This is a genomic window from Pseudarthrobacter lactosi (genome assembly GCF_055412785.1).
On sequence record NZ_JBVAYS010000001.1, the window covers coordinates 718,019 to 736,364 of the forward strand.

15 protein-coding genes are annotated in these 18,346 nt (G+C 65.0%); 5 read left to right on the top strand and 10 right to left on the bottom strand.

Annotated features, from left to right (window positions below; genetic code table 11):
* The first annotated feature begins 95 nt into the window (after positions 1–95).
* Entirely contained in the window at positions 96–1,367 is a 1,272-nt protein-coding gene (locus ACZY0Q_RS03275; RefSeq protein ID WP_463914641.1) for an APC family permease, read from the top strand.
* Between the two features lie 96 nt (positions 1,368–1,463).
* Here the strand turns inward: ACZY0Q_RS03275 and hisS are convergent, their stop codons facing one another.
* On the bottom strand, positions 1,464–2,834 hold the full coding sequence (gene hisS, locus ACZY0Q_RS03280; protein ID WP_463914643.1) for a histidine--tRNA ligase: 1,371 nt from the start codon (positions 2,832–2,834) through the stop codon (positions 1,464–1,466).
* 235 nt (positions 2,835–3,069) lie between these two features.
* Between hisS and ACZY0Q_RS03285 the strand changes: the two genes are divergently transcribed.
* Positions 3,070–3,870, top strand: coding sequence for a peptidylprolyl isomerase (locus ACZY0Q_RS03285; protein WP_463914646.1), 801 nt, complete (start codon positions 3,070–3,072; stop codon positions 3,868–3,870).
* A 66-nt stretch (positions 3,871–3,936) separates the two neighbouring features.
* Positions 3,937–5,565 carry a DUF349 domain-containing protein gene (locus ACZY0Q_RS03290; RefSeq protein ID WP_463914648.1) on the top strand — a complete coding sequence of 543 codons (1,629 nt, stop codon included), beginning with the start codon at positions 3,937–3,939 and terminating at the stop codon, positions 5,563–5,565.
* Between the two features lie 692 nt (positions 5,566–6,257).
* Here the strand turns inward: ACZY0Q_RS03290 and ACZY0Q_RS03295 are convergent.
* The 9 genes from ACZY0Q_RS03295 to pdxT form a co-directional block, all read right to left on the bottom strand.
* Positions 6,258–8,651, bottom strand: coding sequence for a RelA/SpoT family protein (locus ACZY0Q_RS03295; protein ID WP_463914650.1), 2,394 nt, complete (start codon positions 8,649–8,651; stop codon positions 6,258–6,260).
* Between the two features lie 137 nt (positions 8,652–8,788).
* Positions 8,789–9,811 carry a protein translocase subunit SecF gene (secF, locus tag ACZY0Q_RS03300; protein WP_463914653.1) on the bottom strand — a complete coding sequence of 341 codons (1,023 nt, stop codon included), beginning with the start codon at positions 9,809–9,811 and terminating at the stop codon, positions 8,789–8,791.
* Positions 9,811–11,568, bottom strand: a complete 1,758-nt coding sequence (secD, locus tag ACZY0Q_RS03305) for a protein translocase subunit SecD (RefSeq protein ID WP_463914656.1) — start codon at positions 11,566–11,568, stop codon at positions 9,811–9,813. The genes secF and secD overlap by 1 nt, the downstream gene beginning before the upstream one ends.
* A 109-nt stretch (positions 11,569–11,677) precedes the next feature.
* On the bottom strand, positions 11,678–12,067 hold the full coding sequence (yajC, locus tag ACZY0Q_RS03310) for a preprotein translocase subunit YajC (protein ID WP_463914659.1): 390 nt from the start codon (positions 12,065–12,067) through the stop codon (positions 11,678–11,680).
* A 182-nt stretch (positions 12,068–12,249) separates the two neighbouring features.
* Positions 12,250–13,344, bottom strand: coding sequence for a Holliday junction branch migration DNA helicase RuvB (gene ruvB / locus ACZY0Q_RS03315; protein WP_463914662.1), 1,095 nt, complete (start codon positions 13,342–13,344; stop codon positions 12,250–12,252).
* On the bottom strand, positions 13,337–13,981 hold the full coding sequence (gene ruvA, locus ACZY0Q_RS03320; RefSeq protein ID WP_463914665.1) for a Holliday junction branch migration protein RuvA: 645 nt from the start codon (positions 13,979–13,981) through the stop codon (positions 13,337–13,339). Before ruvA ends, ruvB begins: the two co-directional genes overlap by 8 nt.
* 90 nt (positions 13,982–14,071) lie before the next feature.
* Entirely contained in the window at positions 14,072–14,650 is a 579-nt protein-coding gene (ruvC, locus tag ACZY0Q_RS03325) for a crossover junction endodeoxyribonuclease RuvC (protein ID WP_185260676.1), read from the bottom strand.
* 35 nt (positions 14,651–14,685) lie between these two features.
* Positions 14,686–15,441 (bottom strand): YebC/PmpR family DNA-binding transcriptional regulator, encoded by a 756-nt coding sequence (locus ACZY0Q_RS03330; RefSeq protein ID WP_463914667.1) that lies wholly within the window; start codon positions 15,439–15,441, stop codon positions 14,686–14,688.
* A gap of 3 nt (positions 15,442–15,444) precedes the next feature.
* Positions 15,445–16,155: a pyridoxal 5'-phosphate synthase glutaminase subunit PdxT gene (gene pdxT / locus ACZY0Q_RS03335; RefSeq protein WP_463914670.1), complete on the bottom strand. Its 711-nt coding sequence runs from the start codon at positions 16,153–16,155 to the stop codon at positions 15,445–15,447.
* Between the two features lie 91 nt (positions 16,156–16,246).
* Between pdxT and ACZY0Q_RS03340 the strand changes: the two genes are divergently transcribed.
* Together ACZY0Q_RS03340 and ACZY0Q_RS03345 are read left to right on the top strand one after the other, a co-directional pair.
* Positions 16,247–17,539, top strand: coding sequence for a MurT ligase domain-containing protein (locus tag ACZY0Q_RS03340; RefSeq protein WP_463914673.1), 1,293 nt, complete (start codon positions 16,247–16,249; stop codon positions 17,537–17,539).
* Positions 17,536–18,303, top strand: coding sequence for a type 1 glutamine amidotransferase (locus ACZY0Q_RS03345; RefSeq protein ID WP_463914675.1), 768 nt, complete (start codon positions 17,536–17,538; stop codon positions 18,301–18,303). The genes ACZY0Q_RS03340 and ACZY0Q_RS03345 overlap by 4 nt, the downstream gene beginning before the upstream one ends.
* Positions 18,304–18,346 lie beyond the last annotated feature (43 nt).

Consider the following 18,346-nt stretch of genomic DNA (forward strand, 5'->3'; position numbering starts at 1 on the left):
AGACGACAGCAGGAAAACAAAAGATAAAAACTGCATAGGATCGTTCCGGGAACAATCCCGTCTGAGTTTACCCGCTGGAAAGGCCGGCCTCCCCCATGTCCCAACACCCGCAGCTGCAACGGAGGCTGGGCGTGTTTGATGCCACGTCCATCGGCCTCGGCTCCATGCTCGGGGCCGGCGTTTTTGTGGTCTTCGCCCCGGCCGCGGGACTGGCCGGACCATTCTTAGTCCTTTCCGTCCTGATCGCGGGGGCCGTGGCCTACTGCAACGCGGTGGCCTCCGCGGAGCTGGCCGCTCGCTATCCGGCCAGCGGCGGAACGTACGTCTACGGCCGGAAACGCTTGGGGGAATGGCCTGGTTTCCTGGCTGGCTGGGGATTTGTCAGCGGCAAGACGGCCTCCTGCGCCGCCATGGCCCTGACGTTCGGCCACTACGTCTCCCCCGGCTACGCAGTGCCGGTTGCCATCGCTGCGGTGGTGGCGCTGACCGCTGTGAACCTGTTCGGGATCACCCGCACAGCGCTGCTGACCAGGATCCTGCTGTGCGTTGTCCTGGCCACGCTGGTGTTTGTTGCCGTTGCCGCGATCGTGGGGCCGCATCCGACCGGCTTTTCGGCAGGCGGGACGGCCGACGGCGGAGCTGCCTCTGGCAGTGTTCTCGCCGAACTGGGCGGGGTGCTGCCGGCCGCCGGCCTGATGTTCTTCGCCTTCGCCGGCTATGCGCGCATCGCCACCCTGGGCGAGGAAGTCAAGGATCCGGCCAGGACCATTCCGCGTGCGATCATGGCTGCCCTCGCTGGCGCCTTCGCCATCTACCTGGCGTTGGCGTTGCTCCTCCAAAACCACTTGAGCGAAGGCAGGCTGGCCGCCACCTCGTCACCGCTGCTGGACGCCGTGGTTGATTCGCAGCTCGCCTCCGGCGCGCCAGTGGTCCAGGCCGGCGCGGCAGCCGCCTGCCTGGGTGCGTTGCTGGCACTCATCACCGGAGTGGGGCGCACCACCCTGGCCATGGCGCGGGAACGCGACCTGCCGGCGCCCCTGGCACGGGTGGGCGGCAGTCACACAGTGCCGTTCGTGGCAGAACTGGCAGTGGCCGCCGTCGTGGTTCTCCTGATCCTGACCACTGACGTGATGACGGTGGTGGGGTTCTCCAGCTTCGGTGTTCTTATCTACTACGCGGTGACGAACGCCGCGGCGTACACCCTCGAAGAGCACCCGGCCCACGGCCCGCGGTGGCTCAATGTGGCCGGCTTCATCAGTTGCCTGTTACTGGCTTTCACCCTGCCGCCTGCCTCGGTGCTGGGGATGGCCGCCGTCCTGGCCGCGGGCGCGGCCTGCAGGTTCGTGGTGCTTCGGCTGCGCCGCTGAGTCACACCGTCGTGGGGCACATTGGTCCCCAAACCAGGGAAACAGACCTAATGTGCGGCGAGTCCGTGTCGAAGTGCCCCGTTTAGGCCGGCGCTGTCAGGCTGGAAGGGCTGCTGCGGTTGTCACCTGAACCGTGAGGTCTTCCGACGGCGGCGCCCAGGTTGCGGGATCGGCGTCGGCCTGCTGGCCAGTCCGGATGTCCTTGACCTGGTGCTTGCCGTCGTCGTCGGTGAACCAGACGAACGGGATGCCGCGGCGGTCCGCGAATTTGATCTGCTTGCCGAACTTCTCCGCCTTGGCAGCCACTTCAGTGGCGATGCCCCGGCTGCGGAGCTGGGCAGCAACGTCCTGCGCGGCACCCCAGCTCTCGTCAGTGGTGAGCGCCACCAGCACGGCGGTGGGGACCGACCGTGAGGCCTTGGCCAGGTCCTGGCTCAGGATGCGCGACACCAGCCGGGTCACACCAATGGAGAGGCCGACACCGGGGAACTTGCGGTTGCCCTTGCTCGCCAGCGCGTCGTAGCGGCCGCCGGAGCAGATGGACCCGAGCTGTTCGTGGCCCACCAGGACCGTCTCCACCACCGTGCCGGTGTAGTAGTCCAGGCCGCGGGCGATGCTGAGGTCGGCAATGACCTTGCCCGGCGCGCGCTGCACGGCGGCTGCGATCACCTGTTCCAGTTCGTTCAGGCCCTCCTCGAGGAGGTCGTTCGTCACGCCGAGTGCGCGGACCTGGGCCACAAACGAGGTGTCCTCGGTGCGGATTCCTGCCAGCTTCAGCGCTGCCTGCGCCTGCTCGTCGGAGGCACCCAGTTCGCTCTTGAGGAGCTCGGCGACCTTGGCTGCGCCGATCTTTTCGAGCTTGTCGATGCTGCGGAGCACCCCGGCGGTGTCGTCCAAGCCGATGCCGCGATAGAAGCCCTCGGCAAGCTTGCGGTTGTTGATCCGCAGGCGGAAGTCCGGAATCGGCAGGGCGCTCAAGGCTTCGGCGATGACCAGGGCAATCTCCACGTCATAGCGGAACGGCAGCTCACCGTCGCCCACAACATCGATGTCTGCCTGGGTGAATTCGCGGGCGCGGCCTTCCTGCGGGCGTTCCCCGCGCCAGACTTTCTGGATCTGGTAACGCCGGAACGGGAACGCGAGGTACCCGGCGTTCTCAACGACGTACCGCGCGAAAGGCACCGTGAGGTCGAAGTGGAGCGCGAGGGCGTTGGGGTCGGCTTTGCCGGCCTTGCCTGCGTCGGAGGTGTCGGCGTCGTCGTCCTGAAGGCGGCTGAGGCCATAAACCTCCTTGTCAATCTCACCCTTGCGCAGTAGCTGGCCGACGGTTTCCACGGCGCGGGTCTCGATGGACGAGAAGCCGTGCAGCTCAAAGACCTTGCGCAGGGTGTCCAGCACGTGCAGCTCCACCAGCCGCTCCTCGGGAAGCCACTCGGGGAATCCGGACAGGGAGGCGGTGCGTGCCATGGTGGATGTTCTCCTCTTGATGAAGGGTGCCTGGGACTTTGCCCGGCATTCCACCCGAAACGGGCGGGGAACGGCGGCAGTCCGGCAACTCATGCATAAACTATGTGCGGCAGTCAGTTTATGCGTCATCCGCCGGCATCTCTAATACGGCGGCGGGCAGCGCAGAAGGCTGCCGCCAGACACCCGCCTTCGGATTCAGTATTGACCGGACGCGGCCCGACATACAGGAGGACCATTGGCGGCCAGTTCTCGCAGCGCCCGCGAAGCCAAACGGCGCATCCAGCAGATGGAGGCAAAGCGCGAGCTGCGGCGGAATCAGGAAAGACGGCGCAAGCGCGACAACCTCATCGCCGCCGGCGCCGGAACCGCCGCCGTCCTGCTCGCCGTCGTGCTCCAACTTACTGCCTTTGCCGGCAACCCCACGGAGGACGAATTCGCCGCCGCGGAGGCCGGCCTGACCAGCCCAACGGACTCTCCCGCGCCTTCCGCGCCGGCCACGAACGGCGCCAACATCCCGGCTGCGGACACTGCCGCCGGCAAGGTGTTCACTGGTGAAATGGCACTGAACGGGAACGTGCTCGGCGTCGAAATCGACGGCACCAAGGCGCCCCAGGCTGCCGCGGTCTTCAAGGCACTGACGGACGAGGGCTTCTACAACGGCAGCGCGTGCCACCGGCTGACCACGGGTGAAACCTTCGGACTCTTGCAGTGCGGTGGCGCCACTGCTGCCGCCGACCCCGGGTACACCTGGGGCCCCCTCGAAAACACCCCGGCAGACAACACCTACCCCGCCGGCACGATTGCCATAGCCCGGTCCGGCGACAACGCCTACGGCAACGGCAAACAGTTCTTTGTGGTCTACAAAGACACAGTGATTCCCGCCGACTCGGCCGGGGGCTATACGGTGGTGGGCAAGGTGACCTCTGGAATGGAAGCAGTGAACGCCATCGCCGCCGCGGGAATCACCCCCGGCTCCAGCGCATCAGACGGCGCACCTGTGCAACCAGTCACGATAGACTCGGTTTCTCTGAAGTAGGAAGCCAGGCCTACGGGCCGCGGTGCAGTACGTGAGTATTTCCCTCCAAGCGAAAGACTTTTAGCGGTGACAGACAGTCAGAAATCCGACGAAACAGCAGCAGACCTGACCGAGGTAACGGCCCCCGTGGCCGACCAGGCAGACGCTGTCCAGGCAACCGCCGAGCCGGCCACGGTTGAAACCGAGGCTCCAGCGGACGTGGAACAAGAGGACGTGGCCGCCCCGGTTGAAGGTGACGAGGCCGGTACGGCCCCCGTTGAAGAGCCTGCGGCCGTTGAGGACAGCGCGGCCGTTGAGGCTCCGGCTGAGGAAGCCCCGGCACCGGCACCCGTGCCTGCTCCGGCAGCCCGCCCCGCCCCGTCACCGGCAGCCTTCGCCGCCCGGCCCAAGCCGGCAGCAGCCGCACCTGTGGCAGCACCTGCACCCGTCGTCTCCGCGACCTCGCTGGCGGAAGCCGCCAAGTGGGGACGTGTCGAGGGTGACGGCCACGTATTCCTGACGATCGATGGCGAAGAGCACCCGGTGGGCCAGTACCCCGATGTCAGCAATGACGAAGCCCTTGCCTACTTCGCACGGAAGCATGACGACATTGTTGCGCAGGTCCTGCTTCTGGAGCAGCGCATCAGCTCCAAGGCGCCCAGCACTGATATGCAGAAGACCGTCACGCACCTGCGAGAGCAGCTGGCGGAGCGGAACATGGTGGGAGACCTCCGTTCCACCGAAGCCCGGCTGGACGCCGTTTCCGTGCAGATCACCGAACTCGAAAAGACCGAGAAGGCGGAACATGATGCCGTACGCTCCGCAGAGCTCGCGGCCCGTGAAGCCATCGTGGCCGAAGCCGAAGAGATCTCGGGGCAGGATCCCGCACAGATCCAGTGGAAGACTTCCAGCGCCCGGATGAACGATCTTTTTGAAAGCTGGAAGACGGCCCAGAAGGGCGGCATCCGGCTTGGCCGCAGCAACGAGGACGCCTTGTGGAAGCGGTTCCGCGCCGCCCGCACGGTCTTCGACCGTCACCGCCGCGCCTACTTCTCCCAGCTGGACAGCACAAACTCGGCCGCCAAATCGGCCAAGGAAAAGCTCATCTCCGAAGCCGAGGCCCTGTCCTCGTCCACCGACTGGGGCTTCGCCGCGGGCGAATACCGCCGTCTCATGGATGAATGGAAAGCCTCACCTCGTGCCAGCCGCAAGGACGACGACGCCCTCTGGGCCCGGTTCCGTGCCGCCCAGGACGTGTTCTTCACACACCGGCAGGCAGCCAACGAGGAAATTGACCAGGAATACGCCGCCAACCTCACGGTGAAGGAAGCGCTCCTCGTCGAAGCGAACACCATACTGCCGGTCAAGGACCTGGCCGCTGCCAAGAAGGCGCTTCAGTCTGTCCGCGACCGCTGGGAAGAAGCCGGCAAGGTCCCCCGCGCCGACATGGGACGCATCGAAGCCGGCCTCCGCAAGGTGGAGGACGCTGTCCGCCACGCCGAAGAGGAAAATTGGCAGCGCTCCAACCCCGAGACGAAGGCCCGCACCAACAGCGCCCTGTCTCAGTTGGAAGCAGCCATTTCAGGCCTCCAGGACGATCTTGCCAAGGCCGAGAAAGCCGGCGACCAGCGCAAGATCAAGGGGGCCCGCGAGGCCCTCGAGGCGAGGCAGGCCTGGTTGGACCAGATCCAGCGCTCGGCCAGCGAGCTTTCCTAGCCAGTAATTTGTAGGGCGCCTTTTTGTAAGGCGCCCGTCGCAGGACGCACAGGCCCGGTCCCGGTTATCCACATATCCGGGACCGGGCCTGTGCGCGTTAAGGGAAGACACGGCAGGATGGCAGGATGGCCACCTCCTCACCGCCCCAATACCCGGACCTGTATTCGCCGGGGAAGCCTTTCGCGTGGCCCGAACTCCAGTCGCTGGCAGCGGACGGCGTCCTGGCGCAGTTCCACCAGCACGGGTTCACGTTGCCGGATGCGGCCGCGTCACCCCAGATTCGGGCCAGAACGGTGGCCAGTGCGGTGCCTGCGGCGGTCAGGCAACGCGTGGTGGCCGGGCGGATGACGGCGGCGTGGATCTACGGCTGTGCTGCTGAACCGGACCGCCTCGCATTACTTGTGGATGCGAAGCGGCGGATTTCGAGCCTCCGCAACACCCGGGGGTGCACGCTCCATGAAGTCCGGCTGGGTCCGTTCGACGTGGTCAGCCTGGGCGGGCTGATGGTGTCCAGCCCCCTGCGTACCGCCGTGGATATTGCGCTGCACGTCGACGCCCACCGGGCCTTGCCGGCGCTGGCGGGGTTGCTGGCCCGCCCGGAGCGGGACGTGCGGCTGCGCCTGCTGATCCTGGCCATCGAAGCCAGCCCCCGGGTCCCGCACAAACGGGCTGCACTGGAAAAGCTGGCTCTGCTAGCTCCGGCGCTTGTTGCCGGTGGTCCGGTAGACGTCGAACACGCCGTCGATGCGCCGCACGGCACTGAGGACGTGGCTGAGGTACTTGGGATCGCCCATCTCGAAGGCGAACCTGGAGATGGCCACCCTGTCGGTGGAGGTGTTAACGCTGGCCGCCAGAATGTTGACGTGGTTCTCGGACAGGACGCGGGTGACGTCCGAGAGCAGGGACTTCCGGTCCAGCGCCTCAACCTGGATCTCCACCAGGAAAACACTTGACTGGGTGGGCGCCCAGTCCACTTCGACAATCCTGTCGGGCTGGTCCCTGAGATCCGAAATGTTGGTGCAGTCTGTACGGTGCACCGAAACACCGGAGCCGCGGGTGACAAAGCCAAGAATCGGGTCCGGCGGAACGGGCGTGCAACAGCGAGCGAGCTTCACCCAGACATCGCCAACGCCGCGCACCACCACGCCGGAATCGGAGAACTTGGTTTTGGCCACCTGCGTTGGAATGCTGACTTCAGTGATGTCGTCGTCAGTGCTCTCGTTGCCGCCAAGGCTTTCAACGAGTTTCTCCATGACCGACTGCGCTGACGTATGGCCGTCGCCTACGCCGGCGTAGAGGCCGGAGATGTCAACGTACTTGAAGTCCGCGGCGACCGCGGCAAGGGCCTCGTGAGTCATCAGTCGCTGCAGGGGCAGGTTCTGCTTCCGCATGGCCCGGGTCAGCAGTTCCTTACCGCGGTCAATTGCTTCTTCGCGCCGTTCCTTGCTGAACCACTGACGGATCTTGTTCCGGGCGCGGGCACTTTTGACGAAGTGCTGCCAGTCCTGGCTGGGCCCGGCGCCTTCGGCCTTGGAGGTGAAGATCTCCACCCAGTCGCCGTGGTTGAGCTCGCTATTCAAGGGAACGAGCTTGCCGTTGACCCGCGCGCCGATGGTGCGGTGCCCCACTTCGGTGTGAACCGAGTAGGCAAAATCCACCGGAGTCGATCCGGCAGGCAGGGCCATGACCTCGCCCTTGGGGGTAAAGACGAAGACTTCGCGGGCGTTGATCTCAAACCTCAGCGAGTCCAGGAACTCCCCCGGATCGGACGTCTCCTGCTGCCAGTCAACCAGGGACCTCAGCCAGCCCATATCGCCGTCGCGGGGGCTGCCCGGCCCCACTGCGGTCCGGTTGGGCTGATCTTTGTACTTCCAGTGGGCGGCCACACCGTATTCAGCCCGGCGGTGCATTTCGTGGGTCCTGATCTGGATCTCAACGGGCTTGCCGCCGGGGCCGATCACCGTGGTGTGCAGTGACTGGTACATGTTGAACTTGGGCATGGCAATGTAGTCTTTGAAACGCCCCGGCAACGGGTTCCAGCGCGAATGCATGGTGCCCAGGGCGGCGTAACAGTCCCGGACCGAATCGACGAGCACGCGGACGCCCATGAGGTCGTTGATGTCGTCGAAATCCTTGTCCCGAACAATCATCTTCTGGTAAATCGAGTAATAGTGTTTCGGCCTGCCCGTAATGGTGGCCTTGATCCGGGCGGTACGGAGGTCGTCGGTGATCTGGTCCCGGATGACGCCGAGGCTCTTCTCGCGTTCCGGGGTGCGGTCGCCCACCATCCGGACGATTTCCTCATAGACCTTCGGGTAGAGGGCCGCGAAGGAGAGATCCTCCAGCTCCCACTTGATGGTGTTCATGCCCAGCCGGTGGGCCAGGGGCGCGAATATTTCCAAGGTTTCGCGGGCTTTTCGGGCCGAAGACTCCGCGGAGACAAACCGCCACGTCCGGGCATTGTGGAGCCTGTCCGCGAGCTTAATCATCAGGACCCGAATGTCCTTGGCCATGGCCACAACCATCTTGCGGACGGTCTCCGACTGCGCGGCCTCACCAAAGCTGACTTTATCCAGCTTGGTGACGCCGTCCACCAGCATGGCAACTTCAGGACCGAATTCTTTTTTGAGGTCCGCCAGCGTGTAGGGAGTGTCCTCGACAGTGTCGTGCAGCAGGGCCGCGGCCAAGGTGGTTCCGCTAAGGCCCAGCTCAGCGAGGATGGTGGCTACTGCCACGGGGTGGGTGATGTACGGATCACCGCTCTTGCGCTTCTGCCCGCGGTGGCTCTCCTCGGCCACCTCAAAGGCGCGCTGGATGAGGTCAAAATCTTCTTTGGGGTTGTTCGCGCGGACGGTACGCAGCAGCGGCTCAAGAATGGGCGAATAGGTTGCCGTGCCGCGCCCGGTCAGCCGCGCCAGCCGGGAGCGCGTCCGCTCGCGTCGGCCGGGAAATGTAGGGCGGGCGCCCGAATTGTCTACAGGAACAACCGGCGCCGGGCGTGCGGAAGCGGTCAGCCCGGTCTGAACTCCGTGGCCCGGGCTGTTATCCCCGCCTGCCGTTGGCACCGACGCCGAACGTTCTTCCAATGAAGCACCCCTCACGACTGTTTAATTACCTCAGTCTATTCCCCCGCCAGTTCACTTATGTAACCGGCGCCTAAATGCGAAACGGGCCGGGCGGCGCCGGAATTCCGACGCCGCCCGGCCCGCTGTGGTGCGAGCGGTCAGGCCCCTGCGGGCGCAGCCGGTTCTTCGGTCTTGGCGTTGTTCGCGGACCGGCGTTGTTCCACGCGTTTCGCCTGCTTCACCAGCTCAGGTTCGCTCTGGCGCAGCCAGGCATACATCGGGGCGGCGATAAATATGGTCGCAGCCGTGCCGATCAGGATTCCGACGAACAGGGCCAGCGACAGGTCCCGCAAGGTGCCTGCCCCCAGAAGGCCGGCACCGATGAACAGAATGGCGCCGACCGGCAGGATGGCCACCATCATGGTGTTGATGGAACGCACCAGGGTCTGGTTGACGGCGAGGTTGACTTCCTCACCGAAAGTGCGGCGGGTGGACCCATCAATATCAGCGGTGTTTTCACGGATTTTGTCGAAGACCACCACCGTGTCATACAGCGAGTAGCTGAGCACCGTCAGGAACCCGATGATGGCTGACGGCGTCACCTCGAAGTCGCTGAGGGCATACACGCCCGCTGTGATGAACATCGTCACCAGCATTCCCGCCATCGCGGACAGCGACATCTTCCAGGTCCGGAAGTACAGCGCCATCAGCACTGCGGCCAGCGCCACAAAGACGACCAGGCCGATCAGGGCCTGCTTCGTGACATCCGCACCCCAGGTGGGCCCGATAAAGGTTGAGGTCACTTCGTTGTCAGTGACGCCGTAGGCCGAGGTGAGGCCTTCCTTGATCCTGAGGGTCTCGTCGTCCGTGAGCTTGTCCGTCTGGATCCGCATGGTGGTACCGGCGACGTTGGCTACACGCGGGACGCTGCCGGCCACAACGTCCTCAACAACCTTTTCGCCAAGGGCCGAGTCGGTGCTCTGCACGTTGGAGACGGTGAACTCCGAACCACCGCGGAATTCGATGCCAAGGTTAAAGCCGCCCTTGGCAACCGGAATGAGGATGGACAGTGCCACCGCCACCGCCGCGATGATGAACCACAGCTTCTTGGCACTGACGAAGTTGTAGGAGCGCTTCCCGGTGTAGAGCTCGTTGCCGAAATTGGCGAAGCTGCTGGACATTACTTGTTCTCCTTGGCTGCGCTCTTGGAGGAGCTGGTGAGCTGCTCCTGCTTTTCCGCGAGGCGGCGTTCTGCGATGGTCATGCGTCGTTCAGCCTCGGCGGCCGCTCCGGTGTTCTTGGCCCGGACTACGGACGGCTTGGCCTCAGGCGTGCGCAGGCGTCCGGCGCCGCGGTAGAGCGGCAAAACACCGAGCCGTTTGGGGTCAAGGCCGGAGAGCCGGTGGCCCTCCCCGAAGAACTTGGTGCGCGCCAGGAGCTGCAGGGTGGGGTGCGTGAACATAAAGACCACGATGAGGTCGGCAATGGCCGTCAGGCCCAGCGTGAATGCGAACCCGCGGACGTTGCCGACGGCCACAAAGTAGAGCACCAGGGCGGCAAGCAGGTTCACTGCCTTGGATGCCAGGACAGTGCGCTTGGCCCGCTTCCAGCCGTTCTCCACAGCGGAGACAAGCCCACGGCCTTCGCGGAGTTCATCGCGGATACGTTCAAAGTAAACGATGAACGAGTCCGCTGTCTGGCCGATGGCGACGATGAGCCCGGCCACGCCGGCAAGGGAAAGCCGGTAGTTTTCAGTCCAGCCCAACAGGGCAATGGCCAGATAGGTGAGGGCGCCGGCCACCACCAGCGACGCAATGGTCACCAGGCCCAAGGCCCGGTACTGGAAGAGTGAGTACACCACCACGAGGAGCAAGCCAATGATGCCCGCGAGGAGGCCCATACGCAGCTGTTCGCCACCCAGGGTTGCGGAGATCTGCTGGTCGCTCTGGATCTCGAAGCTGATGGGGAGCGCGCCGAAGCGGAGCTGATCCGAGAGTGCCTTCGCTGACTGCTCGGTAAACCCGCCAGTGATCTGAGGACGTCCGTCGGTGATGACTGCCTGCGAACGGGGCGCGGAAATGACCTGGTCGTCAAGGACGATGGCGAACTGCGCCTTGGGGTCGCTGCCGGTCTCGCCGCCTGCTGCCACGTAGAACTGGTTCAGGCGCTCGGTGACCGTCTTGAACTTGGCGGTACCTTCGTCGTCGAACTGGATGTTGACGGCCCAGTCATTGGTCACAGCGCCCTGCGCACCCTGCTGCAGCTGGAAGGAGGACGTGACGATGTTGCCGCCCTTGACCTCTACCGGTCCCAGGATGTATTTGATGGCAGGTGTGGTCTCAGTTGCCGGTTCACAGGTAACGAGGGGCTGGGCGGGATCGGAGGCTTCGGGGCTCTCCGGCGCGGGATTGTTGCAGTCCATGGTTTCGAACTGGCGGTAGATGTCCGCGGTGATCCAGTTGATGTCGCTGCCGTTGGCCGGTTCTGCCGTGGGCTTCGGAAGCTGGTCTTCGGGGGTGAGGGATTCCGTGGGGACGGGCGCGCCGTCTCCGTTGAGCAGCACCGGGCGGAAGTTCATGTCCGCCGAGGCCTGGATCAGGTCGCGGGTTTCCTTCGTGGGCGTTCCCGGAAGGCTGACCACCACGTTGCGGCCGGACTGCGTGCTGATCTCCGCTTCGGCAACACCTGAACCATCCACACGCTGGCGGATGATGGCTACGGCCTGGTTGAGCTGCTCTTCATTGATGTCCGAACCGCCCTCAACCTTGGGCGCCAGGATCATCTGGGTGCCACCCTCGAGGTCCAGTGCCAGCTTGGGTGCCCAGCTTGCCTGTCCGGCAAGGCTGCCGCCGGCCAGGACGGCGGTCAGCACGGCGAGGACTACACCGAGCCACACCAGTACCCTCAGGCCTGAGTTGTTAGGGCCAGTTCGTGCCATTGTGAATCTTTCTCTTATTTACGGAGGAACCACCGGCGGGAGCTATCAGTCCCACCGGCGGTTGTCCCCAGCCGTAGAGGTGTTGTAACGCGGGCTGCCGTGCGGCGGACTAGTTGTCCTTCTTGCCCTCGTCGTTGAGGCGCTTCAGGGTCTCATCCGGGGTTTCGGCGGATGCTGCCGGAGTGCCCGCTTCTTCAACGGTCAGGGAGGAAGCGTCATCCGGTACGGCCGGAGCTTCGGCGTCGACGGGCGGCTCCACAATCTTGGTCACGGCCTGGCGGTGGACGGTGGCCAGGTTTCCGGGCGAGAGTTCCAGGACAACCTTGTTCTCGGCGTCGTCCATGGAGACAATCCGGCCAAAGAGTCCGAAGCTCGTCATGACCTCAACACCGGGCTCGAACTGGGACTGCAGCGTTGCCTGCTGCTCCTTGGTCTTCTTGTTGCGGCGGAACATCATGAAGATAAAGATTCCGAGCATTGCGAACAAGACGATGTTCATTGGATCCACAGGGAAGATTCCGTTCTGTACTGGCGTATCGGGTGTTCGGCAGCGTCCGCGTCGTTCCCCGTTGCAGAAAATCGTGCCTGGCAGGCCACGGCTCCTCGGAGCCGCCGCGGGAACACAGACCCGAACGTGCCGGGTGTCATACCAGTCTAAAGGGAAAAGCTGGGAGGACAGTGCTATTGACCGTTCGGCGCCCATTCGGCCGCGGACTCCGCGCTGTCCGGGTCCGGGTCCGCTTCGAACAGATCCAGCGGCTCCTGCCCGAAAACCCCGGCCGGTATGGCGTAGCCCAGGTGGGTCCAGGCCGGAGCCATGGCGATGCGGCCCCGGGGCGTCCGGCCCAGCAGGCCTTCGCGCACCAGGAACGGCTCCGCCACCGTTTCCACAGTCTCGGTCTCCTCCCCCACCGCGATGGCAAGGGTGGACAGTCCTACGGGTCCGCCGCCGAACTTCGTAATGAGTGCTTCCAGGACTGCCCGGTCCAGGCGGTCCAGGCCGCGCTTGTCCACTTCGTACATGTCCAGGGCAGCGGAAGCGGCGCGGGCGTCAATCTGCTCAATCCCATGCACGAGCGCCCAGTCCCGGACGCGGCGGAGCAGGCGGTTGGCGATACGCGGGGTACCCCGGGACCGGCCGGCAATCTCGCTGAAACCCGCGGAATTGACCTTGAGGTCCAGCAGGCCGGCGGAGCGCCTGAGCACCAGTTCCAGCTCCGCCACGCTGTAAAACTCCAGGTGCCCGGTGAAGCCGAACCTGTCCCTGAGCGGGCCGGGCAGCAGACCGGCGCGTGTGGTGGCGCCTACCAGGGTGAAGGGCGGAAGCTCCAGCGGAATGGCGGTGGCCCCGGCGCCTTTGCCCACCACGATGTCCACACGGAAATCCTCCATGGCCATGTAGAGCATTTCCTCTGCCGGCCGTGACATCCGGTGGATCTCGTCCAGGAACAGGACCTCCCCTTCGGAAAGAGAGGAGAGGATCGCCGCGAGGTCGCCGGCGTGCTGGATGGCCGGACCGCTGCTGATCCGCAGTGGCGCGTTCATTTCAGCAGCCACAATCATGGCAAGGGTGGTTTTGCCCAAGCCTGGAGGGCCGGAGAACAGTACGTGGTCCGCGCTGCGTCCCCGCATCCGGGAGGCCTGGAGAACCAGGGAGAGCTGCCTGCGGACCCGGTGTTGGCCCACGAAGTCATCCAGATTCTTCGGCCGGAGGGCGGCTTCGATCACCCGCTCCTCGGGTTCCTCCCCCGCCGCCACCACTGAAGGCTCAGCCACGGCTGCCTACGCGGTTGCCGGCCCGCGCGCCGTCCTGCCCCAGCCAGCGCAGCGTGGTCCGAAGGATTTCGGCCACATTGCCACGGAATTCCACCTCGGGATCATCCGCAAGGGCCTTCTCGATGCTCGCAGCGGCATCCTTTTCCGACCAGCCGAGGCTGGTCATGGCCGCCACCACCTGGGGCTTCCAGGCTGCTTCGGCCGGGGTGGACGCCCCGGCAGCACCCGCCGTACCGTGCGGCACCAGCTTGCCGGCCAGTTCCAGCACAATCCGCCCGGCCACTTTGGGACCGATGCCTGGTACCTTCGTGAACGTTTTGCTGTCACTTGTGTGGGCAGCAACCCGGATCGCTTCAGGCTCGTGAACGGCGAGCACCGCCAGTGCGAGCCGCGGGCCCACGCCGCTGACACTCAGCAGGACGTCAAAAACTTCGCGTTCGTCGTCGGAGGCAAAACCGAACAGGGTGAGCGAATCCTCGCGCACGATCAGCGAGGTGAAGAGCTTGCCTTCCTCGCCGGTGCGGAGGCGGCTGAGGGTCTGCGGCGTGGCGTTCACGCTCATGCCCGCCCCGTTGAGGTCGATGACGGCGGTGGAAAGGCCAACGTGCGCAACGGTTCCGCGAAGGAAACTGATCAAAGCCGGGCTCCTGGTGTACTGCCGGGCTCCTGGGAGCAGGACCGGCTATCCGAACATATCTACGAATACCCTAGCAAGCGCCGCAGACATTCAGCGTCCGCGGCGCGCTTTCGCCTCGGCGTCGGCCCAGGCGCGCTGGGCCGGCGTCAGCGACAGGCTGCCGGGGCCGGTGGTGGCCACGGCAGCGCCGCTGCCGGCCCGCCAGGCGTGGGTGATGGCAAGTGCCAGGGCGTCTGCAGCGTCCGCCGGCCGCGGCGGCGCGTCGAGCCGGAGAATTTTCGTGACGAGCTTGGTCACGGCTTCCTTATTGGAGGTGCCGCTGCCGGTCACGGCCGCTTTCACTTCCGACGGCGTATGCAGGGCCACCGGGATCCCTCGCCGGGCTGCCGCGGCAATCACCACACCGGAGGCCTGCGCCACCCCCATCACCGTGCTGACGTTGAGCTGGGAAAAAACGCGTTCGACGGCGAGCACGTGCGGTTCGTAGCGGTCCAGCCACTCATCGATGGCCAACGCAATCACCAGCAGGCGCTGATCCAGGGTCTCCTCGGGAGAGGTACCCACCACCCCTACTGCCACCATCGTGGCCCGCCGGTTCCGTTCGACGTCAACCACCCCGATGCCGCAGCGGGTGAGGCCCGGGTCAACGCCCAATACGCGCAGGGTCACCCTGAGCCATCCGCCCTAGGCCACAAACCGGAAAATCACTCAGCTTCCAGGGCGGCCTGGACTTCGTCGCTGAGATCGGCGTTGCTGTAGACGTTCTGGACGTCGTCGAGCTCCTCCAGCGCGTCAACCAGCTTCATGAACTTCTTGGCGGCGTCGAGGTCCAGCGGCACCTGCATGGACGGCACAAACTCAGCTTCATCGGTCTCGTACTCCATGCCGGCTTCCTTGAGGGCATCCCGGATGGCCTGGAGGTCGGTTGGCTCGGAGTGGATCTCGAAGCTGTCGCCGTTGTCCTTGACTTCCTCGGCTCCGGCGTCGAGGACTGCCATCAGGACGTCGTCCTCGCTCAGGCCGTTCTTCGGCATCGAGACGACGCCCTTGCGGCTGAAGAGGTAGCTGACCGACCCCGGATCGGCGATGGTGCCGCCGTTGCGGGAAATGGCCAGGCGGACCTCGGAGGCTGCGCGGTTCTTGTTGTCCGTCAGGCACTCGATCAGCAGCGCCGAACCCTGCGGGCCACGGCATTCGTACATGATCTCGGTGTAGTCAACCACTTCACCGGTGAGGCCGGCGCCACGCTTGATGGCACGGTCGATGTTGTCGGCGGGCACCGAGGTCTTCTTGGCCTTGGTGACTGCGAGTTCCAGGCCCGGGTTGCCTTGGAGGTCCGGTCCGCCCATGCGGGCGGCAACTTCGATGTTCTTGATCAGCTTGGCGAACGATTTTGCGCGGCGGCTATCGAGGATGGCCTTCTTGTGCTTGGTCGTTGCCCATTTGGAGTGTCCAGACATGCTTTACGCGTCTCCTCTGATCATGCGGATAAAAAGTTCATGTACGCGTTTCTCCCCAGTCACTTCCGGGTGGAAGGAGGTGGCCAGCAGGTGGCCGGAACGCACTGCAACAATTCTAGCTGTCCCCGGCAGGCTGGCCGCATGGGAGGCGTGCTCAGGGTCGGCGGGCTCCACCTGGGCCAGGATCTCCACGCCGGCGCCAACGCGTTCCACCCAAGGGCCGCGAATGAACACGGCGTGTACCGGGGCAACGCCGGATTTCGTGGCGCTGAAGTCCAGGCCCTTGAAGTCAAGGTCCGTTTCGAACGACTCTCGCTGGCGGCCGAAGGCGTTGCGCCGCACGGTGATGTCCAGGCCACCGAAGGTCTGCTGCGGGTTGCCGGCCAGGTCCGTGGCCGGGTCGGCGATCTCTTCGGCGAGCAGGATCATGCCGGCGCAGGAACCGTAGACCGGCAGTCCGTCGCGGATCCGGTCTTTCAACGGTCCGGCCAAGTCAAAAGCGCGGGCCAGCTTGTCGATCGCCGTGGATTCGCCGCCAGGAATGATGAGGCCGTCCAGGCCAGCCAGTTCGGAAGGCCGGCGGATTCCGACGCCGATGGCACCGGCAGTTTCCACGGCCCGGAGGTGTTCGCGGAAGTCGCCCTGAAGTGCCAGGACGCCGATCCGCAGACCCGAGCCCACGCGTGCAGAAGCAGCCGAAAGGGGGTTTGTCATCCAATCAGCATAATGTGCGCGCAGCCCGAGGCGGCGCCGGAAGCGCTTCCCGGGAAGGGTTCTATGCCGTTGCTGGGATATATTACAGAGCATGCTTTACATCAGTGTTCCGCTCGGCAAGCTGGTCCGCCGGGTCTCCCGGCTCAGGGGCGGGGGGTCCGCCCTGCCCGGGCTGGTGGTCGAAAAAATCGACCCCGGCTTTATGCAGCGGACGCTCGCAACGCTCCCCCACGGCGTTGCCGTGGTGAGCGGAACCAACGGCAAAACCACCACCACAAAAATGGTGGTGGAACTCCTGGAAAGCCAGGGACTGAAGGTCTTCACCAACCGCACCGGCAGCAATTTCACCCGCGGTGTGGCGGCCGCCCTGCTGGGCGAAGTGGACTGGCGCGGCAGGCTCACGGCCGACGTCGCCGTCCTGGAGCTCGACGAAGCCCACGCCACGCATTTTGTTAACCGCATTCCGCCCCGGTACAGCCTCCTGCTCAACGTCCTGCGCGACCAATTGGACCGGTTCGGTGAGATCGACAAAACGGCCCAGCTGCTGCAGCACATCGCCGACAAAACCACCGGAACAGTAGTCCTCAACCGGGAGGATCCGCGGGTTGCCCGCATCGCGGAAACCCTGACCGGCCAGGACGTCCAGTACTTCGGCCTGGACGATTCGCTCCTTAGCACCTTCCCCAACGACGACGACATGCGGGCAGCGCCCGGCAGCCCCGCCCCCGCAGCGCTCCCCCACAAGCCAGCGGCCGACGTCGTACTCCGCAAAGTGGGGCCGGACACCGCCGATTTTGAGTACGACGGCGCCACGGTCACCACCGCGATGAAGCTCCGCGGCGTCTACAACATCTTTAATGCGGCAGCGGCCCTGACGCTGGCGCGCAGCATCTGTGGCAGCGGTGCCGCCACCGCCGACCACGCCACCCTGCTCACGGCGCTGTCCCAGGTGGAGCCGGCGTTCGGCCGCGGCGAAAGCCTCACGGTGGACGGACAGCCACTGGACCTCGTGCTGGTCAAAAACCCCAGCGGTTTCCGGCTGGGACTGAAGTCCTTCCCCGCGGTGGGCTACGCCACCATGATCGCCATCAATGACAACTACGCCGACGGCCGGGACATGTCCTGGCTGTGGGACGTGGAATTCGATTCGCTCCGCGACGGCGGCGTGGACCAGCTGACCGGGTCCCGGGCCTATGACATGGCGCTGCGGCTGCAGTATGACGGCGTCCGGATCGGCGGCGTCCAGCCGGACATCGCGCCCGCACTGGCCGCCTTCATCCGTGAGGCCAAAGGCAAACCGAAGCGGATCTTCTGCACCTACACAGCCATGCTGGCCATCCGCCGCGAGCTGTCCAAAATCACCACAGTGGAGGTGGTCTCATGACCGCTGAATCAATCGGCATTGTGCCCGACGGCGTCGAACAGAAATCCAAGGGCACCATCCGCGTCCTGCAGCTCTACCCGCGGGACATGAACATTTACGGGGACTGGGGCAACGCCCTGGTGATCCAGCAGCGGATCAGCTGGCACGGCTACACCCCGGAGCTGCTGGAGTACAACGTCGGGGACGAATTTCCCGCCGATGTGGACCTTATCGTGGGCGGCGGCGGGCAGGACAGCGGCCAGCTGGTCATCCAGGATGACCTGCACTCACGCGCCGACGTCCTGACCGGGCTGGCGGAGGATGGCGCGCCCATGCTGGTGATCTGCGGGCTTTATCAGCTGTTCGGACGCTTCTTCAAGACCCGCTTGGGTACGGTCATCCCGGGGATCGGCATCCTGGACGTGGAAACACACGGCACCGACGAACGCCTGATCGGCAACGTCAAGGTGGCCACCCCCGAGTTCGGCGAGGTCCTGGGCTACGAGAACCACAGCGGGCAGACCACCCTGGGTGCGGGCGTCCGACCGTTGGGGACCACCGCGAAAGGTACCGGCAACAACAGCAGCGACGGCCACGAGGGGGCGCGCTACAAGAATGTGGTGGCCAGCTACCTGCACGGTTCGCTGCTGCCCAAAAACCCCGCCATCGCCGACTTCCTCATCAGGACCGCCGCCGAACGCAGGTTCGGGGCTTTTGTTCCCGGCAGCCCTGATGACCGCTACGCCGTGCAGGCCAGGGAACACGCGGCCCGCCGTCCGCGCTGATTGGTAGTGCCCTGGGTTCCGCCGTACTGAATGACCCCGTGCT